The following is an 18,535-nucleotide window of genomic DNA, read 5'->3' on the forward strand; positions in this document are numbered from 1 at the left end:
TCTCAGATTTGTAGAATCTGGGGTTTATTTTTTTCACAAAAATGAGCTGTGCACTAATTATTTAGTGCGACAGCCCCTACAATATATTCTATTCTATTTATATTGGCCTATTGAAAATTGTGAAACTTTCCATTCTTTATCAAAAGCAAAGCCGCATTCTACTTTGCTAAAGGTTTTTCCACTTTCTTTAGAATTTTTATCATTAACAACTCTAACAGTTGCAATAAAATTCACTGCAATTAAACTCTTATCTTCATCTCTTGTAATCTTTGTGTAATTAATATCTTGTAATTTAGATACATGTTCATTACTAACTAAATTATCAATTTGTTTTTGAAGTATATCATCAGAGAAATTGATTTTTAAGTTATCATCCATATAATTTACAAAAGTCTTTAATGTATCTATATTATCTGTTTTATAATCATTGTTTATAGTTAATTTTGCAAGAGTATCAGTCATTTCAACTATTTTGGATTTTTCTTCATCTGTAAATGTTCCACTAAAAGAGGTATCTTTTAATGCTTCCTTAGGATCCTTTGAAGTATATACTACATTTACATCAATAGAATTAGTGGGCTCAGTTCTTGATGAAAAGTTGTAGTAAAAGTAACTTATAATTCCAACAAGTGCAATTAGTATAAATATAATGTTTTTTTTAGTAATTTTTTTCTCCATTTAACTTCACTCCAATTTAATCAAATAGTACATTAGAACAAAAGTTGTCCTAATACACTATGTTTTTTATAAATTTTATCTTTTGTTGTATAGATGTGAATATTTTATATATCCATAGTATCATTTAGTTTTATAGATGCCAAGTAGTTTTTTGAATAGGTTATCATTTGATAATTTTCAATTCACAATCCAACACTAGCTTGAATATCATGGTAATCGAAAGGAGTTGGCTATAATATGGAACAACAACAAAATAATTACAACAATAACTTAGGTAATATGCATGAACAATGTGAAAAATGCATTAGTTTTCATATTACCATAACAATGAAAGATGGAAATACATTTGATGGAATAATTGAAAGAGTAGGAAATGACCACGTTGATATGCTAGTTGGTGAGGATGTAATGGAAGAAAATATAGGGAATGAACCTAATATGCAACGTCAATATAATTATGGTCGTCCAAGGAGAAGATTTAGAAGATTTAGACGTAGAAGATTTCCACTTGGAGCTTTAGCCGCATTGTCATTATTAGCATATCCACCATATCCATACTATCCACCATACCCATATTATCCATATTACAATTATTAAAATAAGAGATAGTTAATAATATACTTAAGAAGTTATAGATATATATCCTGTAGCCTACATAGATAGAAGGTTACAGGATTTTTCAACTAACTTTATTGGGTATTGTTATATGAAATTCTGTACCCTTTCCAACAGTACTAAAAACATTAATTTTACCTTGATGTTCTTCAACTATACATTTAGCTATAGATAAACCTATACCATATCCTCCTTGATTTCTAGAACTAGATTTATTAACTCTATAAAACCTTTCAAAAATTTTATACAGAGAATCTTTAGGGATTCCCTCACCATTATCTTTTACAATTAATTGAAATGTATTTTCTGCAATCTGCAAATCTACATGAATGTTACCACCAGGTGAAGTATGTTTAATTGCATTATCCATTAGAATGTTAATAAGTTGCTGTATCCTCCCCATGTTTCCATTAACCACAATATTGGGGGAATAATTAAAGATTAAGTTTAAATCTTTTTTTTCAGCAAGAGGCTTAAAAGATTCATAAACTTGAGATAATATTTTACTTATATCAAAGGGGTAAATTGGCATTTGTTCAATACCAGCTCTAGCTAAAAACAGAAGATCCTCAACTAAATTAGTCATTTTTGAAATTTCTCTTTGAATATTATTAAGCCACTTAATCTGGCTTTTTACAGTTTCCTCTTCATTTTCTAATACAATTTCAATATTGGAATTTAATATAGCTAGAGGAGTTCTTAATTCATGAGAAGCATCTGATATAAAGTTTTTTTTCTTTTCCCAAGAAATTCTAATGGGTATAATTGCTTTATTTGCAATATAAAAACTTATTATAAATACCAAAACTAGACTTATTAGACCAATAACTAAGGAAGTAATAATTAGATAGTTTAAAACATTACTTTCTATGCTATAATCTATAAAAACAATAATAAATCCGTAACTTTTAGGGGCTTTTAGAAATTTCAGGTGATAATTCTTTGTTGATATGTTTCCTTCTTGTACACCTTTTGAAATAACTATTTTTTTTAATTCTTCAATTTCTTCATTTGGAATATTAGAGTCAGGAGAGCAATTAAGTGTATTTTCTTCTGAATCTATTTCAATAAAAAAGCAACTTGATAACCCTTTCTCTATATCTGATAAAATAATTTCTTTTTTTGCAAATTCATTCATAACTAATGAAGCTTTCTTATCCATTGCTAATTTAAGACTAAAGTATAATCCAGAAAAAATCATTATAAGTACTATTGAAAGAAGTATAACATTCACTAATATTAAATGTATTTTTAATTTTTTAAACATATTCAAAAAGACCTTTCTCTCAATTCATTAAGTTTCTTTTAAACAATAACCACTTCCTCGAATTGTTTCAATGATAAATCCACAATTTATAGAGCAAAGTTTTTTTCTAAGATAAGATATATAAACCTCAATATTATTTAATTCTATTGAGGATTGAAATCCCCAAATCCTATCTAGTAAGTGCTCTCTAGTTATAACAATATCTTTATTTTTAATCATGATTTCTAAAATTTGAGATTCTTTTGAGGAAAGTTTTATTAGTTCGTCTTCAATTGTAAGTTCTCCTTTTAGTGGGCTAAAAATAGTTAGACCAACTTTAAGTTCTTCGTTATCTATTTTATCAGTTTGACGCCTTCCTAATGCCCTAACTCTTGCTAACAATTCAGCTTTAGAAAATGGTTTAACAAGATAATCATCAGCTCCACTATCTAGTCCTTCAACTCTATCTTCAATAGAATCTTTGGCAGTAAGAATAAGGATAGGAGTTAAAATTTTCTCGTTACGCAATTGTTTTAAGACTTCAAGACCATCTTTTCCTGGAAGCATACGATCAAGTATAATCAAGTTATAAGTGGCACTCTTTGCCATATTTTCCCCATCTATGCCATTGAATGCAGTGTCTACAATGTAGTTATTTTTCTTTAAAGTATAAACAAGTGCCTCTGAAAGAGGTATTTCATCTTCTATAAGTAAAATTTTCATCTATAAATTATTCCTTTCGTCAGTATTAACTAATATTATACAGTAAAGGCAAAAAAATATTAACAGAAAGTTAATAATTTTTTTAAGAAAAGATTAAGACAATAACTTTAGAATTTTGAGTAGAAAATAAATAAAGGAAAGGATGATATTTATGAATGATAAATCCATTCAATACTCTGTAGTAGTTCCACTTTATAATGAAGAATTAGTAGTAAGTGAATCATATAAGAGGCTTAAAGAAGTAATGGATTCAACAAATGAAGAATATGAGATTATCTTCGTAAATGATGGTAGTAAGGATAAGACAGCAGAATTAACAAAGGATATATGTAGCAAAGATAGTAGAATCAAATTTATTAGCTTTTCAAGAAATTTTGGACATCAATTAGCTATAACTGCAGGAATGGATAATTCTTCTGGTAAAGCAGTTATAGTAATAGATGCAGATCTTCAGGACCCACCAGAAGTAATGTTAGAAATGATTAAAAAGTGGAAAGAAGGGTATGAAGTTGTTTATGGAAAGAGAATAAAGAGGAAAGGAGAAACCTTTTTTAAAAAAGTTACAGCAAAAATATTTTACAGAACTCTTAGTAGTATGACTGATATTGACATCCCTGTAGATACAGGAGATTTTAGGCTTATTGATAGGAAAGTATGTGATGCACTAAAAAAAGTTCCGGAAAGGAATAGGTATGTACGTGGGCTTGTTAGTTGGTTAGGGTTTAAACAAGCTGGAGTTGAATTTATTAGAGAAGATAGATTTGCGGGAGAAACAAAATATCCTTTAAAGAAAATGATTAAATTTGCTACAGATGCCATTACCTCATTTTCATATAAGCCACTTAAAATAGGTACTTATTTAGGAGGATTAGTGTCAGCATTTAGTTTTTTGTATTTATTATTCATACTTTTTCAAAAAATGTTTACAAACTCTACTGTGCCAGGATGGACTTCTATTATAGGGATATCTTTATTTTTTAATGGAGTAATGTTTATGATGCTTGGAATAATTGGAGAATATGTAGGTCGCATCTATGATGAAGCTAAAGGTAGGCCTCTTTACATAATAGGAGAAAAGAAGGGGTTTTAATGGAAAAATCAAAAATTAAAATAATAAATAGGGGTATAGATTATATTTTTAATGGAAAACTAAAGCAAATAATTAGGTTTTCTTTTGTAGGTGTAATGAATACTTTGGTAGATTTTGTTATGTTTTCATTATTTAATGGACTTTTAGGTGTTAATTATACATTCAGTCAAATTATAGGATATAGCTCAGGGGTTATTAATAGCTATATATTTAATAAGAAATGGACATTTTCAAGTAAGAATAGAAAACAAAAAACTAATATAGAATTAATTAAATTCGTAATAGTGAATTTATGTTCTCTTATCATTACATTAGTAGTAATGAATATGTTAATTTCAAATTTTGGGGTTAATGTGTATTTATCAAAAGTAATAGTTATGTTTATTGCTCAAGTAGTGAACTTTTTGTCATATAAGATTTTGGTATTTAATTAGAAATTGGAGGAGAAAGAATGAATAAATTTAAATTAAATAAAGAAAGGATTGGATTGATTCTAATTTTAATTTTATCTGCTATATTAAATTTAGTAAACTTAAATATTCAAGGTTATTCAAATGAGTATTATTCAGCTGGAGTCAAAAGTATGCTAAATAGCTTTAAAAATTTCTTTTTTGTGTCATTTGATCCAACAGGTTTTGTAAGTTTGGACAAGCCACCAGTAGGATTCTGGATGCAAGCAATTTCAGCTAAAATATTTGGCTTTAATGGTTGGAGTATAATACTTCCACAAGCTATTGCTGGGGTTATTTCTGTAGGACTTTTATATTGTATTGTAAAAAAATACTTTGGAGGCATGGCAGGACTTATTTCGGCATTATGCCTTGCAATAACTCCAATTTTTGTTGCAACAAGTAGAAATAATAATGTTGATATTCAATTAGTTTTGGTATTATTAGTTGCCAGTTACTTCTTTTTTAAGGCAATTGAAAGTGAGAAACTTAAACATTTAATAATATGTATAATATGTGTTGGTATTGGCTTTAATATAAAAATGTTAGAAGCATATTTGATATGTCCAGCAATTTACTTTACATATTTAATTGCATCTAAGATTGAATTTAAAAAGAGAATTATTAATCTTGTTATTTGCTCTTTTGTGCTTGTTGCTGTATCACTATCTTGGGCTATTATTGTAGATTTGATGCCAGCATCAGAAAGACCATATGTAGGAAGTAGTTCTACCAATTCAGAAATTCAACTTATAGTTGGACATAATGGAGTAGAGCGAGTTAGTAGTAATTCAAACATGATGTCTCAAGCTATAAAAGGAATGCAAGGTATGCTTAAAAAGGCTGGAATGAAGACAACTAGTTTTGGTGGAGGTGAACCTGGAATAACCAGATTATTTTCAGCTCAAAATAGTCAATTGCCTGATCAGATTAGTTGGCTTTTACCATTTGCCATATTTGGATTCATAGCAGCTGCTTTAAAGGAAAAATTAAAGAAACCTTTTGATAATGAAAGAAAACTATCGATAGTATTTTGGATAACTTATCTTGTTCCACAATCCATTTATTTTAGTATTACAAGTGGTACATTTGAACCATATTACTTAACTATGATGGCAGTGCCAATTGCAGCTTTAGTTGGGATTGGAATTAAGTATATGATAGAACTTTACAAGGGAAATACATGGATGAGTTATATTTTACCAGTTGCCTTTATCATAGATGGCATTTTGGAGCTAGTAATACTTTCAGCATATTTAGATATTTCAAATGTTACCAAAGTATTGATGATAGCAATCATGTTGTTAAGTTTTGGAAGTGCGATTTTTCTTATTGTTAACAAAATAAAAAATAAAGTAAATATAGATCTTGGAAATGAAATTAATTTAAAAAAAGCATCAATAACTTTAGGATTAATAGGGCTTTTAATTACACCAACTGTTTGGTCAGGAACTACTTTAGTTTATAAGATGTTCGGGAGTGCTCCATCAGCAGGATTACAACTTAGAAAAAATGCAGAAAGTAAGATGATGAGTTCTATAATGAACATGGTAACTGGAAGTGCAGATGAAAATACATTTAAGCTTATAAGTTATCTTGAAGCTAATAAAGGAAATGAAAAATATTTGCTTGTTAGTTCCAGAACATCAGAAGTGTCAAGTATTATACTTAATACAAATGAGTCTGTTATGGCTTTAGGTGGATATATGGGAACTGATAAGATTATTACCTTAGATGAATTTAAACAAAAGGTTAAGGATGGAGAAGTTAGATTTGTCATTACTGATGGAATGAGTAATATAAAAGCTGGAAATAAAGAAACTTCTAGTAATACTGATATGTCAAAAAAAGCGGTGATGTCTTTAGGGGGAATGGAAAAGTCTAGTAACACTGAAATAGTAAATTGGGTTAAAGAAAATGGACAACTTGTAAATCAAAATAAGTGGTCTAATTCTACAGAGAAAGGTAAGGAAGGTTCTCAAGGGGCTATAATGGCAGGGTCTAAAGAGCTTTATGACTTAAAAGATTGTATAATTAATTAACTTTAATAAAGAGGAGTGGTGCCATATGAAAGTAAGAAAAGCAGTAATTCCTGCAGCTGGTCTAGGTACAAGGTTTTTGCCAGCTACAAAAGCACAACCAAAGGAAATGTTACCTATAGTAGATAAACCAACAATACAGTATATAGTAGAAGAAGCTGTTGCATCTGGTATAGAAGAAATATTGATAATTACAGGAAGAAGTAAAAGAGCTATAGAAGATCACTTTGATAAATCAGTAGAACTTGAAAATGAACTTGAAAGCAAGGATAAAGAAGAGTTACTTAAATTAGTAAAAAATATAAGTAATCTAGCTGATATATATTATATTCGGCAAAAAGAACCAAAAGGCCTTGGGCATGCTGTAAGTCTTGCAAAGACTTTTATTGGGAATGAACCTTTTGCAGTAATGCTTGGAGATGACATAGTAGATAGTGAAACTCCATGTCTTAAGCAACTTATGAACTGTTATGATGAATATAAAACTACAATATTAGGAGTTCAACCAGTTGATAAGGAAAATGTGGATAAGTATGGAATAGTAGATGGTGTTGAGATTGAAAATGAAGTTTATAAGGTGAAAGATATGATAGAAAAACCTAGAATTGAAGAAGCACCAACTAATATAGCTATTTTGGGAAGATATATAATAACACCTAATATATTTAATGTGCTTGAAAAGATTGAACCTGGAAAGGGAGGAGAAATACAATTAACTGATGCTTTAAAAGAATTAGCTAAAAAAGAAGCTGTATATGCTCACTGTTTTGAAGGAAAAAGATATGATGTTGGAGATAAGTTTGGATTTATACAAGCTACTATAGATTATGCTTTAAAGAGAGTAGAATTAAGAGAAAAACTTATTTCATATATTTCAACAATTTAATTTGAAAAAGACATTCCTAGAGTAATACTTTAGGAATGTTTTTTACATATTTACTTACATTACCTTAACTGCCAATTGTTCTTCCTGCAATATATAAAATTAATTTTGCTTCTTCTTCTGGTGGTTTCAAGCAATCTGAGAAAATCCATTCTTTAAGAAGTCTTACTGTTCCGTGCTGAACAAAGGAAGCAATTGCCTTCTTGTCATCCAAATCAAGATCTTCTGGAAGATGCTTAATAACCATCTCATCAAACTGTGGAAGTGAAATTTTGATGTGGGTAATTAGGTCATAATTATCTTGATCCAACACAAGCTTTGCAAATTCAAGATGGTCTTTAATATATTGTAGAACCTTGGTCAAACATTCATAGAAATCTTTACCTGCTGCAATATCATTTATAACGGCAAATGAGGTATTTTGTATGTACATTTCAGCAATTTCGTTTAATACATCATATTGACTACCATAGTGGTTATAGAACGTAGTACGATTAATTCCTGCAACTTGGCATAATTCTCGTATTGATATTTTTCTAATGTTATGTATTTTTAACATTTCTAATAAAGCCTCACGAATCAAGCGTTTTGTTAGCATGACCCTTTGATTGATATTATTCTTTTCTGACATAGCTCCTCCATTGAATTCGACACTTTTAAATCATCTGTCGGTTGTAAAATCGACAGATGTTGATATCATTATAGAGTACTTATGAAATAAGTCAATGAAAAGGGGATGTGAAAATGAAAAAATATATAAAAAAAATATTAAAAGTAATCATTGTGTGCATTATTTTGGTGATAATATTTATTACTGGATATGAAATCAAGGAAAATGTGAGAATTAATAAAATTGTTAACTCACACAAAACAGAGCAAAACGCAAACCAAAACTATGCTGTAAGAAGTAATGATGAGAATGACTCTAAACATATTACCACTGCAGTTCAACAGATTATGATAGGAACAATGTGTAATAATTATGATAATGCTTTACAGACATTAATTGATATGAAAAACGCAGGTTATGAATCTATAGAATTAAATGATTTTATGATCCACAAGTCTTCTATTATGGTAAAATTAATGACAAAGTTCTCAGGAATGCCTATTGGCAATGGTGGCAAGCTTGATTGGCCAAAGTTGATTAAAGAAAGTGGACTAAAGGTCATAAGTCTTCACAGTGATTTGGCAAGCATTGAGAAAGATGCTAAAGCTATAGCAGATGAAGCAAAAAGTTTTGGGACAGATACTGTAGTTATTACTGGTATGTACAAATTCGATTATAGTAGTTTGGAGGAAATAGAAAAACTTGCTGAACGTCTGAATCAGGCAGGAAAGGCTCTTTCTAAGGAAGGAATAAATCTTTTGTATCATAATCACAATTGCGAATTACAAAAGGTGACTCATGAAAAAACAGCTTACGACGTTATAATTGAAGAAACAGATCCTAAATATGTCAACTTCGAGTTTGATAGTTATTGGATGGCAGATGGTGGTGCTAATGTTTCAGCTTTGATGGAAAAACTGGGTAGCAGAATGAAATTATGGCATATTAATGATCGTGGTTGTACCAAATCGGGTCCCTATATGACGCCAATACTTGAAGAAAATGCTACAGAATTAGGAAATGGAAATATGGACCTAGATACGCTATCAGCAATAGCTATAAAAAACGGAGTAAAGGGTGTTGTATTAGAAACTCATAAGAATTGGGTAGATAAAGATCCAATTAAGAGTCTACAGGTTAGCGCAGAGTACATGCAGAGGAAGTTTGGTGACAAATAAAGTTATATTTTAAATAGGTTTCTTAATCTCTCAACTTCTAGTTTAAGATTTGAACCATACTCAAAAACAAACTATTTAGAATTAAATACATAAAAATTTATGAATTCAAAAAAAGTGTACCACTTTAAGTGGAGTTTTATAAAAAAGGACTACACAAATTCTAAAGAATTTCTATAGTTCGCAAATAAAATACCAATAAGATATAATGTTTATGTAGAAAATAGGTATTTTAGTAATTTTTTATTGCACTATATTACTGAAAATAATAATATTAATAAATAGTTTGTATTTTTATACGAGTAGGAGGATAAAATATGAAGAGATTTAAACTAACTAGAGAGAGGACTCAAATAACTTTAATTTTGATATTATCAACAATTTTAAATATAACCAATTTAAATATTCAAGATTTTGCTAATGAATATTATTCTGCAGGAATAAAAAGTATGCTAAAAAGTTTTAAAAATTTCTTTTTTGTATCTTTTGATCCAACTGGATTTGTTAGTGTAGACAAGCCACCAGTGGGATTTTGGATTCAGGCAATTTTTGCGAAAATATTAGGATTTAATACCTGGAGCGTTATTCTTCCACAAGCCATAGCGGGAGTAGTTTCTGTTGGCCTTATTTATTGCCTTATAAAAAGATATTTTGGAGCAAAGGCAGGAATTATTTCAGCTTTATGTTTATCAGTAACTCCAATTTTTGTAGCAGCAAGTAGAAATAATACAATAGATAATCAATTAGTTATGATAGTTTTAATAGCTAGTTATTTCTTATTTAGAGCAATAGAAAGTGGAAAACTTAAACATTTAATAATAAGTTTAATTTTGATTGGAGTTGGATTTAATATAAAAATGCTACAAGCATATCTTCCACTTCCAGCAATATATTTAACATATTTTATTGCATCTAAAATTAATTTGAAAAAGAGAATGATTAATCTTTCAATTTGTACAGTTATACTGTTAATTGTTTCATTATCATGGGCTGCTATTGTGGATTTAGTACCAGCATCAAACAGGCCTTATGTAGGAAGTAGTTCTAATAATTCAGAAATTCAGCTTATATTTGGACATAATGGAGCAGAACGTTTTAGCAAATCAAAAGAAGATGCAATTAGCACAATTCCAGTAGGGACTGGAGGAAACAAATCATCAATTGCTAGATTTTTTTCAAAGGGAGATGTATCAGATCAAATTAGTTGGCTTTTACCATTTGCATTGATAGGATTTTTAGCAGCGGCTTCAAAAGAAAAATTAAAGAAACCTTTTGACAATGAAAGAAAACTATCATTAGTATTTTGGATAACTTATTTTGTTCCACAATTTTTATATTTTAGTTTTACCAAAGGCACATTCCATTCGTATTACTTGACTATGCTAGCACCAGCAATTGCTGCTTTAGCTGGTATTGGAATAAAGTATTTAATAGAATTATATAAAGAATCCACATGGAAATGTTATCTTTTACCTATTGCATTTATGATAGACGGAGCTTTGGTATTAGTAATACTTTCATACTATTTTGAATCCTATAGTATTACCAAAATACTCATGGCAATGGTTATTGTTTTAACTTTTGGAAGTTCTATAGCACTTATCATTAATAAAAATAAAGATAAGTTGGAAGTTAGTACAAATTCAAATTTCAGAAAGGCTTTAGTTACTATAGGATTTATAGGACTTTTAATAGTACCAACTGTTTGGTCTGGAACTACAGTGCTTTATAAAATGTCGGGAAGTTCACCATCAGCAGGATTAGAGCTTACAAAGCCTAAAAATTCTAATAGTGAAGATGATGAATCAAATGAAGAGTCAATAAAACTTATAAATTACTTAAAAGCTAATAAAACTAACGAGAAATATTTATTAGTTACTTTACGAACATCAGGATTTGCTTCAAAAATTATTCTTGAGACCAACGAATCTGTTATGTCTATAGGAGGCTTTTTGGGAACTGATAATATAATTACTTTAGATCAATTTAAACAGATGGTGAAAGATGGAGATGTTAGATACATTATGGTAGAGAGTATAAATGATAAAATGAATGAAGGAATCTTTAAAATTCCAAGTACATCACAAGGTTCTACTTATGGGAAAAAATCTGAAAATACTGAAATAATGAATTGGGCTAAGGAAAATGGACAACTTATAGATAAAAGTGAATGGTCTAATTCCTCAGATAATAAAATTGCTAATAGCATGCCTGTATTCAATGAATTTAATGTGGGAGGGCAACTCTATGAACTTTATGATTTAAAAGGGTGTGTAGATAAGTAATATACACATAATCTTTTTGGTGTATTAATATAATATAAGAAAATAGAGTAGTAGAGGTGGAAATATGAGTTATACCACTATGAGGCAACCACAAGGTGTGCCAGTTTTTCAAACTAATTTAATAAGAGAAGCAATGATAGGAGAAATAGTTGCAATAAATGACTATAACAAACATATTGCAGATTCTAATATTGGTGAGATAAACGAAATATGGGAACATATTATGAAAGAAGAAAAGAAGCATTATAACATGTTTTTTGAAGTATTAAGAAGATATGATCATGTTCAATTACATAAGTTTAAGGAAACTAAAGAGCATATGCAAATTAAAGGTGAGAGATATCATGATTTGTATTGCCCTAAATATTCCAATGAACTAATATTAAATAATTTGAGAAATGATATTAAAGGAGAATTAGAAGCTGTTATACTTTATGAAAATAATTTAATGCAAATATCTTCAAGTGATGTGAGAAAAGTATTTAATGAAATTATTGCTGATGAAAAAGAACATGCTGAAGAATTAACAATAGTTTTAAATAAATATGATTCTCATGGTTATGGAACTATTGAAATGGAATGATGATGTAACTTGACAATGAGAATAAAATTCAGTATAATTCTATAAATTAATATTATAAATGTATTTTCGTATAACTCCAATAATATGGTTTGGAGGTCTCTACTAGGAACCAATAATTCCTAATTACGAAGAAGATGTATCTTGTATAAAGATATGTCTTCTTTGTAATTAGGAATTTTTTTATACAAAAATATATGTAGGAGGATAAAATGGATTTTTTAGAATTGCCAAAAATTGAACTTCACTGTCATTTGGATGGTAGTGTTAGAGCAGAAACAATAATAGATATAGCCAAGAAAGAGAATATAGTTATTCCTTCTTATGAAACTGAGGAAATAAAGAAATGTATTATTGCACCAAGTGAATGTACATCACTTGATGATTATTTGAAAGCTTTTTCTTTACCTAATTTAGTAATGCAATCAAAAGAAAGCTTAAGAAGAATTACATTTGAACTTTTTGAAGATGCTGCAAAAGAAAATGTGAAATACATGGAAGTAAGGTTTGCTCCTGTTCTTCATACAGTAAGAGGGTTAGAGATTGAAGAAATCATAGAAAGTGTAATTCATGGGATTAAAGAAGCAGAAGAAAAATATGAAATAAGTGGAAACTTAATTTTATCATGTATGAGAAATATGTCAGAAGAAAAAGCCATTGAAGTGATTGAAAAAGGTAAAAATTATTTACATAAAGGTGTTGTTGCAGTAGATTTGTGCGCAGGAGAAGAAGCAGGATTTTGCAGGAAGTTCAAGAATGCTATGGACTTAGCTAGAAAATATGGATATAGAATAACAATTCATGCAGGGGAGACTGGGATAGGAGAAAATGTATTAGAAGCAGTTGAACTTTTAGGTGCAGAAAGAATTGGACACGGTGTATTTATAAAAGATTGCCCTAAAGCATATGAAGTTGTTAAAGAAAAAAATATTACTCTTGAAATGTGTCCTACAAGTAATGTACAAACAAAAGCTGTAAAAATCATAAATGAACATCCAATTTATGATTTTTATAAAGATGACATAAGAGTAACCATAAATACAGATAATAGAAGTGTTTCAGATACTTGTATGTCTAAAGAAGTTCAAATAATATCTAAAGAGTTTGATATTACATATGAAGATTATAAGAAGGTTTATTATAATAGCATTGAAGCAAGTTTTTTAGATTTAGATTCTAAAGAAAATTTGAAAAAATTAATATAAAATAACATATATTTTGAAAGTCATATCATTGTTTTGATATGGCTTTTTCTATTGAAATTTGTCTTTCAATTAACTCCAAATAGAAATTCAAATAATAATTATCAATATATTTTTATTGAAAAACAATAAAAATATATTGATAATTGAAAAAGAAGGTGGTATTATTTAAGAAAATAATAAATTGGGAGAGACGTAATATGAAGAAAAATTTATACATTTTAAGGAATAGAAATTCATCCATATTAATTTATGAAGGGGAAAAATTGAAATACTTTGAAGAGGATGGTGAAGTAAATTTAGAAGAATTAGAAAAGTACTTAAAAGGTAAAATAGAATATAATTATTTAAGATTAATTTCAAAAAAAGAAGTTGTATATTACAGAGAAGATTATAGAGTTATATTAATAGATATTGTTGAATTTAAAGAAATTAAAGATGTAAATTCTATTAGAGCTTTAAATAAGATAACTTCAAAAGATATAGATTATAAAGATTTAAATCTAATTGAAATATTTTGTTCTTATGAATGTAGATTAAGTAATTTCAACAATGTGGAACTTAATAAAAAGGAAAAAGAGGATACAATAAAAAATACATTTATAGCAATAGCAATAGCACTTATTACAATTATATTTTTTATAGGAAGAGATGGGCTAAATTATTTTGGAATATCTGTCCCTCTAATAGTAGTGCTAACTTCTTTAATGTTCATCTTTTCTTTAGGAAAAGTAAAAAAAATAAATATTACTGGTGTATACTTTTTAATAATATCTATACTACTAAGTGCAACATATGGAATATTTACAAATACTTTTTTTAGGGTAATAAATATATTTATGATACCAATATCCTTATTAACAGGAATATATATGATGAGTTTTTCAGAAATGAAATTAAGCAGTAAAGATTTATTTGGTAATATTTTTCCTAATGTAACTATAGGAGTTTTTAATAAGCCCCATATTAAAAAGATTAGAAAAGCAATAAATGGAAAAGAAATTCTCAATTTAAAAAACAATAAATATAATGGAATATTAAAAGGAATTTTAATTTCTATTCCACTACTAATTATTCTTACACTTTTGTTATCATCAGCAGATGAAATGTTTGGAAGTATATTTGGTAATATCATAGCTAGTATTACAAATACGATTTTTATGATAAGTCCAAAAGGAAGTATATCAAAATTAATTGTATTTATCATAGTATTTATATACTTATTCTATCTATTTTCAAGTTTAAAATTTACAGTTAAATCAATGTATATGAGAAAAATAAATAAGTTAGATAAGAGTATGGTTAATACAATTTTAGTTCTAATAAATATACTTTATTTGATATTTACTTATATACAAATTAAATATTTATATATAAAGTATAATAGAGTTGATTTAACAGCAGAAGAATATTCAAACTATGCAAGAAGTGGATTTTTTCAATTAATTGTAGTAGTGATTTTAAATATTATTATAATTATTTATTTTAAAAGCAAAATAGACAAAAATAAATTAACATGTGGTTTAAATACTTTAATGACTGTAATAAGTATGAATATGGGCTTAACATCATTATATAAGATGAACCTTTATATAAAAGAATTTGGTATGACACAATTAAGATTTGTAACTAGTGTTTTTATGATATTTGTATTAATAATGCTAATTTTTATAGCTATTTCTTTATGGAAAAGCATTGATTTATTTAAATCCTTTGTGCTTATAGGCAGTATAATTTATTTAGGAATTAACTTCTGTAATATGGATAAATTAATTGCTGAATATAATCTAAATACAGTTATAAAAGAAGTAGATATGAGATATTTATCTAACTTATCATTAGATAGTTATGATGTTGTATTAGAAGCGTTTAATGAAGGGAAATTAGATAAAAATGATTTTAAAAAGTATATAAATCAAAAGAAAATTACTTCGAAGTGGTATGAATATAATTATTACAATAATAAATAAAATGTAAAGTATGCATTTATGTGGTATTATAGTGTTATAAATATGTTTAAAGTATACATTGGAGGATAGAAATGAACTACTATGGTAAAAAATCTTTATCAAGCATATTAAACATTATTCTTAGTATAATGCTTTTCTTTGGAGTTATATTAACAGGAGTTACTTATTATAAAACATTTTCTAGCGATATAATAAAAAATGTTCATGGGATAATATTAATTATTCTTTTAACAATAGGTGTTATTTCTACTTTTACAGTAGTTATAGAGCTTAAAAAGGTTATTAAAACTTTGGTTTTAGAAAATCCTTTTATTTGGGAAAATGTAAAGGCCTTAAAAAAAATAACTATTAGTTGTTTTACAATAGCTGGATGTTATTTGATAAATTTCTTGATGAATATAGGAAAAGAGAGCTTTAATATAATTTATATAGATGCAAAAGGTGTGCATACAGATGCTGAAATATTTATATTTTTACTAGTAGGATGTTTTGTTGGTATACTTTCCAAAGTATTTGAGCAGGCAGTTAAATATAAAGAAGATAATGATCTAACAATATAGGTGAGTATATGGCTATAATAATTAATTTAGATGTCATGATGGCAAAAAGAAAAATATCACTACAAGATTTGGCTCAAAGAGTTGGCATAACAAATGCTAATCTTTCAATACTTAAGAATAATAAGGCAAAAGCTATAAGGTTTTCTACATTAGAAGCAATATGCAAGGAATTAGAATGTCAACCTGGAGATATAATCGAATATACAGAAGAATAGTTTAGGGGTTATTTCATTTGAAGTAACCTCTTTATTAATTAATAAGCTTATTGAAGAATGGAGAGAAACGATGAACATAAAAAACTTATTTTTTCACATTCATTATTGTAATATGAGGCAATCGAATAGACCATGGGACTTTAATGCTAGGATATCAAGAACTCTTGACCACCATGAACTTATTTTTTTTACAGGAGGGATTGGAAATGTTACTGTTGAAAATAAAAAATATCAAGTTAAAGAAGGTATGATATTTTACTTTTATCCAAATTTATTTCATTCAATAGAGTCAAATAGTAAAGATCCTATATGTTTTTTTTCGGTACATTTTAGTTATATAAATGTACTGTTTAGTGAAAATAAATGGGATGTCAAACAGGAGACTAAGATGTTGCCTTTTAGTCATATGCAGGAATTAAAGGATTGCTACAAGATAAATGATATATTTAAAAAATTAGTTGATAGTTGGAATGATAAATTACCTGGATATGAGTTTATTACTAAGGCATTTTTGCAACAATTAATTTATGAAGTTTATAGAAATAAAAAAAGTGAAAGTCACAATTATTCTGTATCAGCTAAGGTAGAAAACATTATTAGTTATATGCATAAAAATATAAATAGTAAGATAACTTTAGTAGAATTATCTGATATGGTAGAGTTATCCCCAACTTATTTATCAAGAACCTTTAAAGATATCACTGGATATTCTGTAATTGAATTTTTTAATAAAATAAAAATTGATAAGGCTAAAGAACTTATTATTGATGGAAATAATAAAGTGAAAGAGGTAGCTAATAAACTTGGATTTAGTGATGAATTTTATTTCAGCAGAATATTTAAAAAAATAGAGGGTATGAGTCCATCAGAATTTTATAGCAAAAATGTCCATGAAGTTTAATATAGTGCATGGTATATAGCCAGTCTTTTGGTTAAAATTATGATAGTATTGTTAATCAGTTTTACAATAACATAAGTACAAAAGAAAGAAGGCTTATATATTCATGAAAATGTGGAAAAGAAATTTAATAGTTTGCTGGTTTGGTATGTTTGTAACAAATGTGGGAATGAGCCAAATAGCACCTGTAATGCCTCTATATATAAGGCATCTTGGAGTTCAAGATACAACTTTGATTGAACAGGTTTCAGGAATTGCTTTTGGGATTACTTTTATAGTTTCAGCTATTTTTTCTCCAATTTGGGGACGTGCTGCTGATAAGTTTGGAAGAAAGCCTATGCTTCTTAGAGCAAGTCTTGGAATGTCAATAGTTATATTTACTATGGGATTTGCACAAAATGTATATCAGCTTGTGGGACTAAGGATATTACAGGGAATTATAACAGGGTATAGTACAGCGTGCACAACACTTATTGCTACACAAACAGATAAAGAACATGCAGGATGGGCATTAGGTTCACTTTCAACAGCATCTATTGCAGGATCATTGCTTGGGCCAATGATTGGTGGGTACATAGAGGAGAACTTTGGCTTACAAAATGTATTTTTTATAACAGGGTCGCTAATGATGATTGCATTTATTACAACTGTAATTTTTGTAAAGGAATCATTTAATAAAGAAGAAAAGAAAGTTCTTAGCGCTAAAGAAGTATGGAGCTTAATGCCAGATACAAGTATAATTATTACAATGTTTTTAACATCTTTTGTAATAACATTAGCATTATATTCTATAGAACCAATTATAACTATATATGTTACTCAGTTATCCAGTCCAAATAGTAGTCATATAGCTTTAATATCAGGAATGGCATTTTCAGCTTCAGGATTGGCAAGTATAATTGCAGCACCAAGACTTGGTAAGCTTTCAGATAAAGTGGGACCACAGAAGGTTATGTTAGTGACACTTATAGTAGCAGGAATAATTTTCATTCCCCAAGCATTTGTAAATAATCCTTGGCAACTAATGGGTCTTCGCTTTTTGTTGGGACTAGCAACAGCAGGTCTTATACCTTCTGTTAACACATTAGTAAAGAAAATTACACCAGATTCTATTACTGGTAGAATTTTTGGATTTAGTGTATCAGCACAGTATTTAGGCGTATTTGGTGGTTCCATTTTAGGAGGTCAAGTATCAGCCTTATTGGGAATAAGATATGTATTTTTCATTACAAGTATATTACTAATTATAAATGCTATATGGGTTTATAATTCAGTGTATAAAAAATTAGAATTAATATAAAAATAATGCACCTCTAA

General features: G+C 28.1%; 18 protein-coding genes and 1 riboswitch. Of the genes, 14 read left to right on the forward strand and 4 right to left on the reverse strand.

Features of this window, described 5'->3' with window-relative positions; all coding sequences use genetic code 11:
• Positions 1-93 precede the first annotated feature (93 nt).
• The gene (locus NNC19_RS09820) at positions 94-678 is read right to left on the reverse strand and encodes a hypothetical protein (RefSeq protein WP_310938467.1); all 585 of its coding nucleotides are present in this window, start codon (positions 676-678) and stop codon (positions 94-96) included.
• 237 nt (positions 679-915) lie between these two features.
• Between NNC19_RS09820 and NNC19_RS09825 the strand changes: the two genes are divergently transcribed.
• Positions 916-1,275: a hypothetical protein gene (locus NNC19_RS09825; protein WP_310938468.1), complete on the forward strand. Its 360-nt coding sequence runs from the start codon at positions 916-918 to the stop codon at positions 1,273-1,275.
• An 82-nt stretch (positions 1,276-1,357) separates the two neighbouring features.
• Here the strand turns inward: NNC19_RS09825 and NNC19_RS09830 are convergent, their stop codons facing one another.
• Positions 1,358-2,560 carry an ATP-binding protein gene (locus NNC19_RS09830; protein WP_310938469.1) on the reverse strand — a complete coding sequence of 401 codons (1,203 nt, stop codon included), beginning with the start codon at positions 2,558-2,560 and terminating at the stop codon, positions 1,358-1,360.
• Between the two features lie 27 nt (positions 2,561-2,587).
• Positions 2,588-3,262, reverse strand: coding sequence for a response regulator transcription factor (locus tag NNC19_RS09835; protein WP_310938470.1), 675 nt, complete (start codon positions 3,260-3,262; stop codon positions 2,588-2,590).
• Between the two features lie 151 nt (positions 3,263-3,413).
• Between NNC19_RS09835 and NNC19_RS09840 the strand changes: the two genes are divergently transcribed.
• From NNC19_RS09840 to galU, 4 genes are read left to right on the forward strand one after another with little or no spacing between them, the layout of a single operon-like run.
• Positions 3,414-4,352 (forward strand): glycosyltransferase family 2 protein, encoded by a 939-nt coding sequence (locus NNC19_RS09840; RefSeq protein WP_310938471.1) that lies wholly within the window; start codon positions 3,414-3,416, stop codon positions 4,350-4,352.
• A 14-nt stretch (positions 4,353-4,366) separates the two neighbouring features.
• Positions 4,367-4,786 (forward strand): GtrA family protein, encoded by a 420-nt coding sequence (locus NNC19_RS09845; RefSeq protein ID WP_310938544.1) that lies wholly within the window; start codon positions 4,367-4,369, stop codon positions 4,784-4,786.
• Between the two features lie 17 nt (positions 4,787-4,803).
• Positions 4,804-6,843: a glycosyltransferase family 39 protein gene (locus tag NNC19_RS09850; RefSeq protein WP_310938472.1), complete on the forward strand. Its 2,040-nt coding sequence runs from the start codon at positions 4,804-4,806 to the stop codon at positions 6,841-6,843.
• A 25-nt stretch (positions 6,844-6,868) separates the two neighbouring features.
• Positions 6,869-7,726, forward strand: coding sequence for a UTP--glucose-1-phosphate uridylyltransferase GalU (gene galU, locus NNC19_RS09855; RefSeq protein ID WP_310938473.1), 858 nt, complete (start codon positions 6,869-6,871; stop codon positions 7,724-7,726).
• 64 nt (positions 7,727-7,790) lie between these two features.
• On the opposite strand, the gene NNC19_RS09860 is transcribed toward galU, so the two are convergent.
• Complete coding sequence (locus tag NNC19_RS09860; RefSeq protein ID WP_310938474.1) at positions 7,791-8,354, reverse strand: TetR/AcrR family transcriptional regulator; 564 nt, start codon at positions 8,352-8,354, stop codon at positions 7,791-7,793.
• Positions 8,355-8,680: 326 nt separating this feature from the next.
• Between NNC19_RS09860 and NNC19_RS09865 the strand changes: the two genes are divergently transcribed.
• The 9 genes from NNC19_RS09865 to NNC19_RS09905 all read left to right on the forward strand — a co-directional run bounded on the left by NNC19_RS09865 (position 8,681) and on the right by NNC19_RS09905 (position 18,518).
• Positions 8,681-9,511 carry a TIM barrel protein gene (locus tag NNC19_RS09865; RefSeq protein ID WP_310938475.1) on the forward strand — a complete coding sequence of 277 codons (831 nt, stop codon included), beginning with the start codon at positions 8,681-8,683 and terminating at the stop codon, positions 9,509-9,511.
• A gap of 314 nt (positions 9,512-9,825) precedes the next feature.
• Entirely contained in the window at positions 9,826-11,793 is a 1,968-nt protein-coding gene (locus NNC19_RS09870) for a glycosyltransferase family 39 protein (protein WP_310938476.1), read from the forward strand.
• Between the two features lie 64 nt (positions 11,794-11,857).
• Positions 11,858-12,376 carry a ferritin-like domain-containing protein gene (locus NNC19_RS09875; protein ID WP_310938477.1) on the forward strand — a complete coding sequence of 173 codons (519 nt, stop codon included), beginning with the start codon at positions 11,858-11,860 and terminating at the stop codon, positions 12,374-12,376.
• A 46-nt stretch (positions 12,377-12,422) separates the two neighbouring features.
• Positions 12,423-12,522, forward strand: a riboswitch (purine riboswitch).
• Between the two features lie 63 nt (positions 12,523-12,585).
• A complete protein-coding gene (gene add, locus NNC19_RS09880; protein WP_310938478.1) occupies positions 12,586-13,578 on the forward strand; it encodes an adenosine deaminase in 993 nt (330 codons plus the stop codon).
• A gap of 197 nt (positions 13,579-13,775) precedes the next feature.
• A complete protein-coding gene (locus NNC19_RS09885) occupies positions 13,776-15,545 on the forward strand; it encodes a DUF4173 domain-containing protein (protein WP_310938479.1) in 1,770 nt (589 codons plus the stop codon).
• 71 nt (positions 15,546-15,616) lie between these two features.
• Positions 15,617-16,105 (forward strand): DUF2975 domain-containing protein, encoded by a 489-nt coding sequence (locus NNC19_RS09890; RefSeq protein ID WP_310938480.1) that lies wholly within the window; start codon positions 15,617-15,619, stop codon positions 16,103-16,105.
• A gap of 8 nt (positions 16,106-16,113) precedes the next feature.
• The gene (locus NNC19_RS09895; RefSeq protein WP_310938481.1) at positions 16,114-16,320 is read left to right on the forward strand and encodes a helix-turn-helix transcriptional regulator; all 207 of its coding nucleotides are present in this window, start codon (positions 16,114-16,116) and stop codon (positions 16,318-16,320) included.
• Positions 16,321-16,390: 70 nt separating this feature from the next.
• Positions 16,391-17,221 (forward strand): AraC family transcriptional regulator, encoded by an 831-nt coding sequence (locus tag NNC19_RS09900; protein ID WP_310938482.1) that lies wholly within the window; start codon positions 16,391-16,393, stop codon positions 17,219-17,221.
• A gap of 103 nt (positions 17,222-17,324) precedes the next feature.
• Positions 17,325-18,518 carry a multidrug efflux MFS transporter gene (locus NNC19_RS09905; RefSeq protein WP_310938483.1) on the forward strand — a complete coding sequence of 398 codons (1,194 nt, stop codon included), beginning with the start codon at positions 17,325-17,327 and terminating at the stop codon, positions 18,516-18,518.
• Positions 18,519-18,535: the final 17 nt, after the last annotated feature.

This window comes from Clostridium sp. SHJSY1, from assembly GCF_031626875.1.
In the GTDB taxonomy this organism is placed as follows: domain Bacteria; phylum Bacillota; class Clostridia; order Clostridiales; family Clostridiaceae; genus Clostridium.

Coding starts and splice junctions, on each gene's coding strand:
- NNC19_RS09820 (WP_310938467.1), bottom strand. CDS start 678: ATGGAGAAAAAAATTACTAAAAAAAACATTATATTTATACTAATTGCA.
- NNC19_RS09825 (WP_310938468.1), top strand. CDS start 916: ATGGAACAACAACAAAATAATTACAACAATAACTTAGGTAATATGCAT.
- NNC19_RS09830 (WP_310938469.1), bottom strand. CDS start 2,560: ATGTTTAAAAAATTAAAAATACATTTAATATTAGTGAATGTTATACTT.
- NNC19_RS09835 (WP_310938470.1), bottom strand. CDS start 3,262: ATGAAAATTTTACTTATAGAAGATGAAATACCTCTTTCAGAGGCACTT.
- NNC19_RS09840 (WP_310938471.1), top strand. CDS start 3,414: ATGAATGATAAATCCATTCAATACTCTGTAGTAGTTCCACTTTATAAT.
- NNC19_RS09850 (WP_310938472.1), top strand. CDS start 4,804: ATGAATAAATTTAAATTAAATAAAGAAAGGATTGGATTGATTCTAATT.
- galU (WP_310938473.1), top strand. CDS start 6,869: ATGAAAGTAAGAAAAGCAGTAATTCCTGCAGCTGGTCTAGGTACAAGG.
- NNC19_RS09860 (WP_310938474.1), bottom strand. CDS start 8,354: ATGTCAGAAAAGAATAATATCAATCAAAGGGTCATGCTAACAAAACGC.
- NNC19_RS09865 (WP_310938475.1), top strand. CDS start 8,681: ATGATAGGAACAATGTGTAATAATTATGATAATGCTTTACAGACATTA.
- NNC19_RS09870 (WP_310938476.1), top strand. CDS start 9,826: ATGAAGAGATTTAAACTAACTAGAGAGAGGACTCAAATAACTTTAATT.
- NNC19_RS09875 (WP_310938477.1), top strand. CDS start 11,858: ATGAGTTATACCACTATGAGGCAACCACAAGGTGTGCCAGTTTTTCAA.
- add (WP_310938478.1), top strand. CDS start 12,586: ATGGATTTTTTAGAATTGCCAAAAATTGAACTTCACTGTCATTTGGAT.
- NNC19_RS09885 (WP_310938479.1), top strand. CDS start 13,776: ATGAAGAAAAATTTATACATTTTAAGGAATAGAAATTCATCCATATTA.
- NNC19_RS09890 (WP_310938480.1), top strand. CDS start 15,617: ATGAACTACTATGGTAAAAAATCTTTATCAAGCATATTAAACATTATT.
- NNC19_RS09895 (WP_310938481.1), top strand. CDS start 16,114: ATGGCTATAATAATTAATTTAGATGTCATGATGGCAAAAAGAAAAATA.
- NNC19_RS09900 (WP_310938482.1), top strand. CDS start 16,391: ATGAACATAAAAAACTTATTTTTTCACATTCATTATTGTAATATGAGG.
- NNC19_RS09905 (WP_310938483.1), top strand. CDS start 17,325: ATGAAAATGTGGAAAAGAAATTTAATAGTTTGCTGGTTTGGTATGTTT.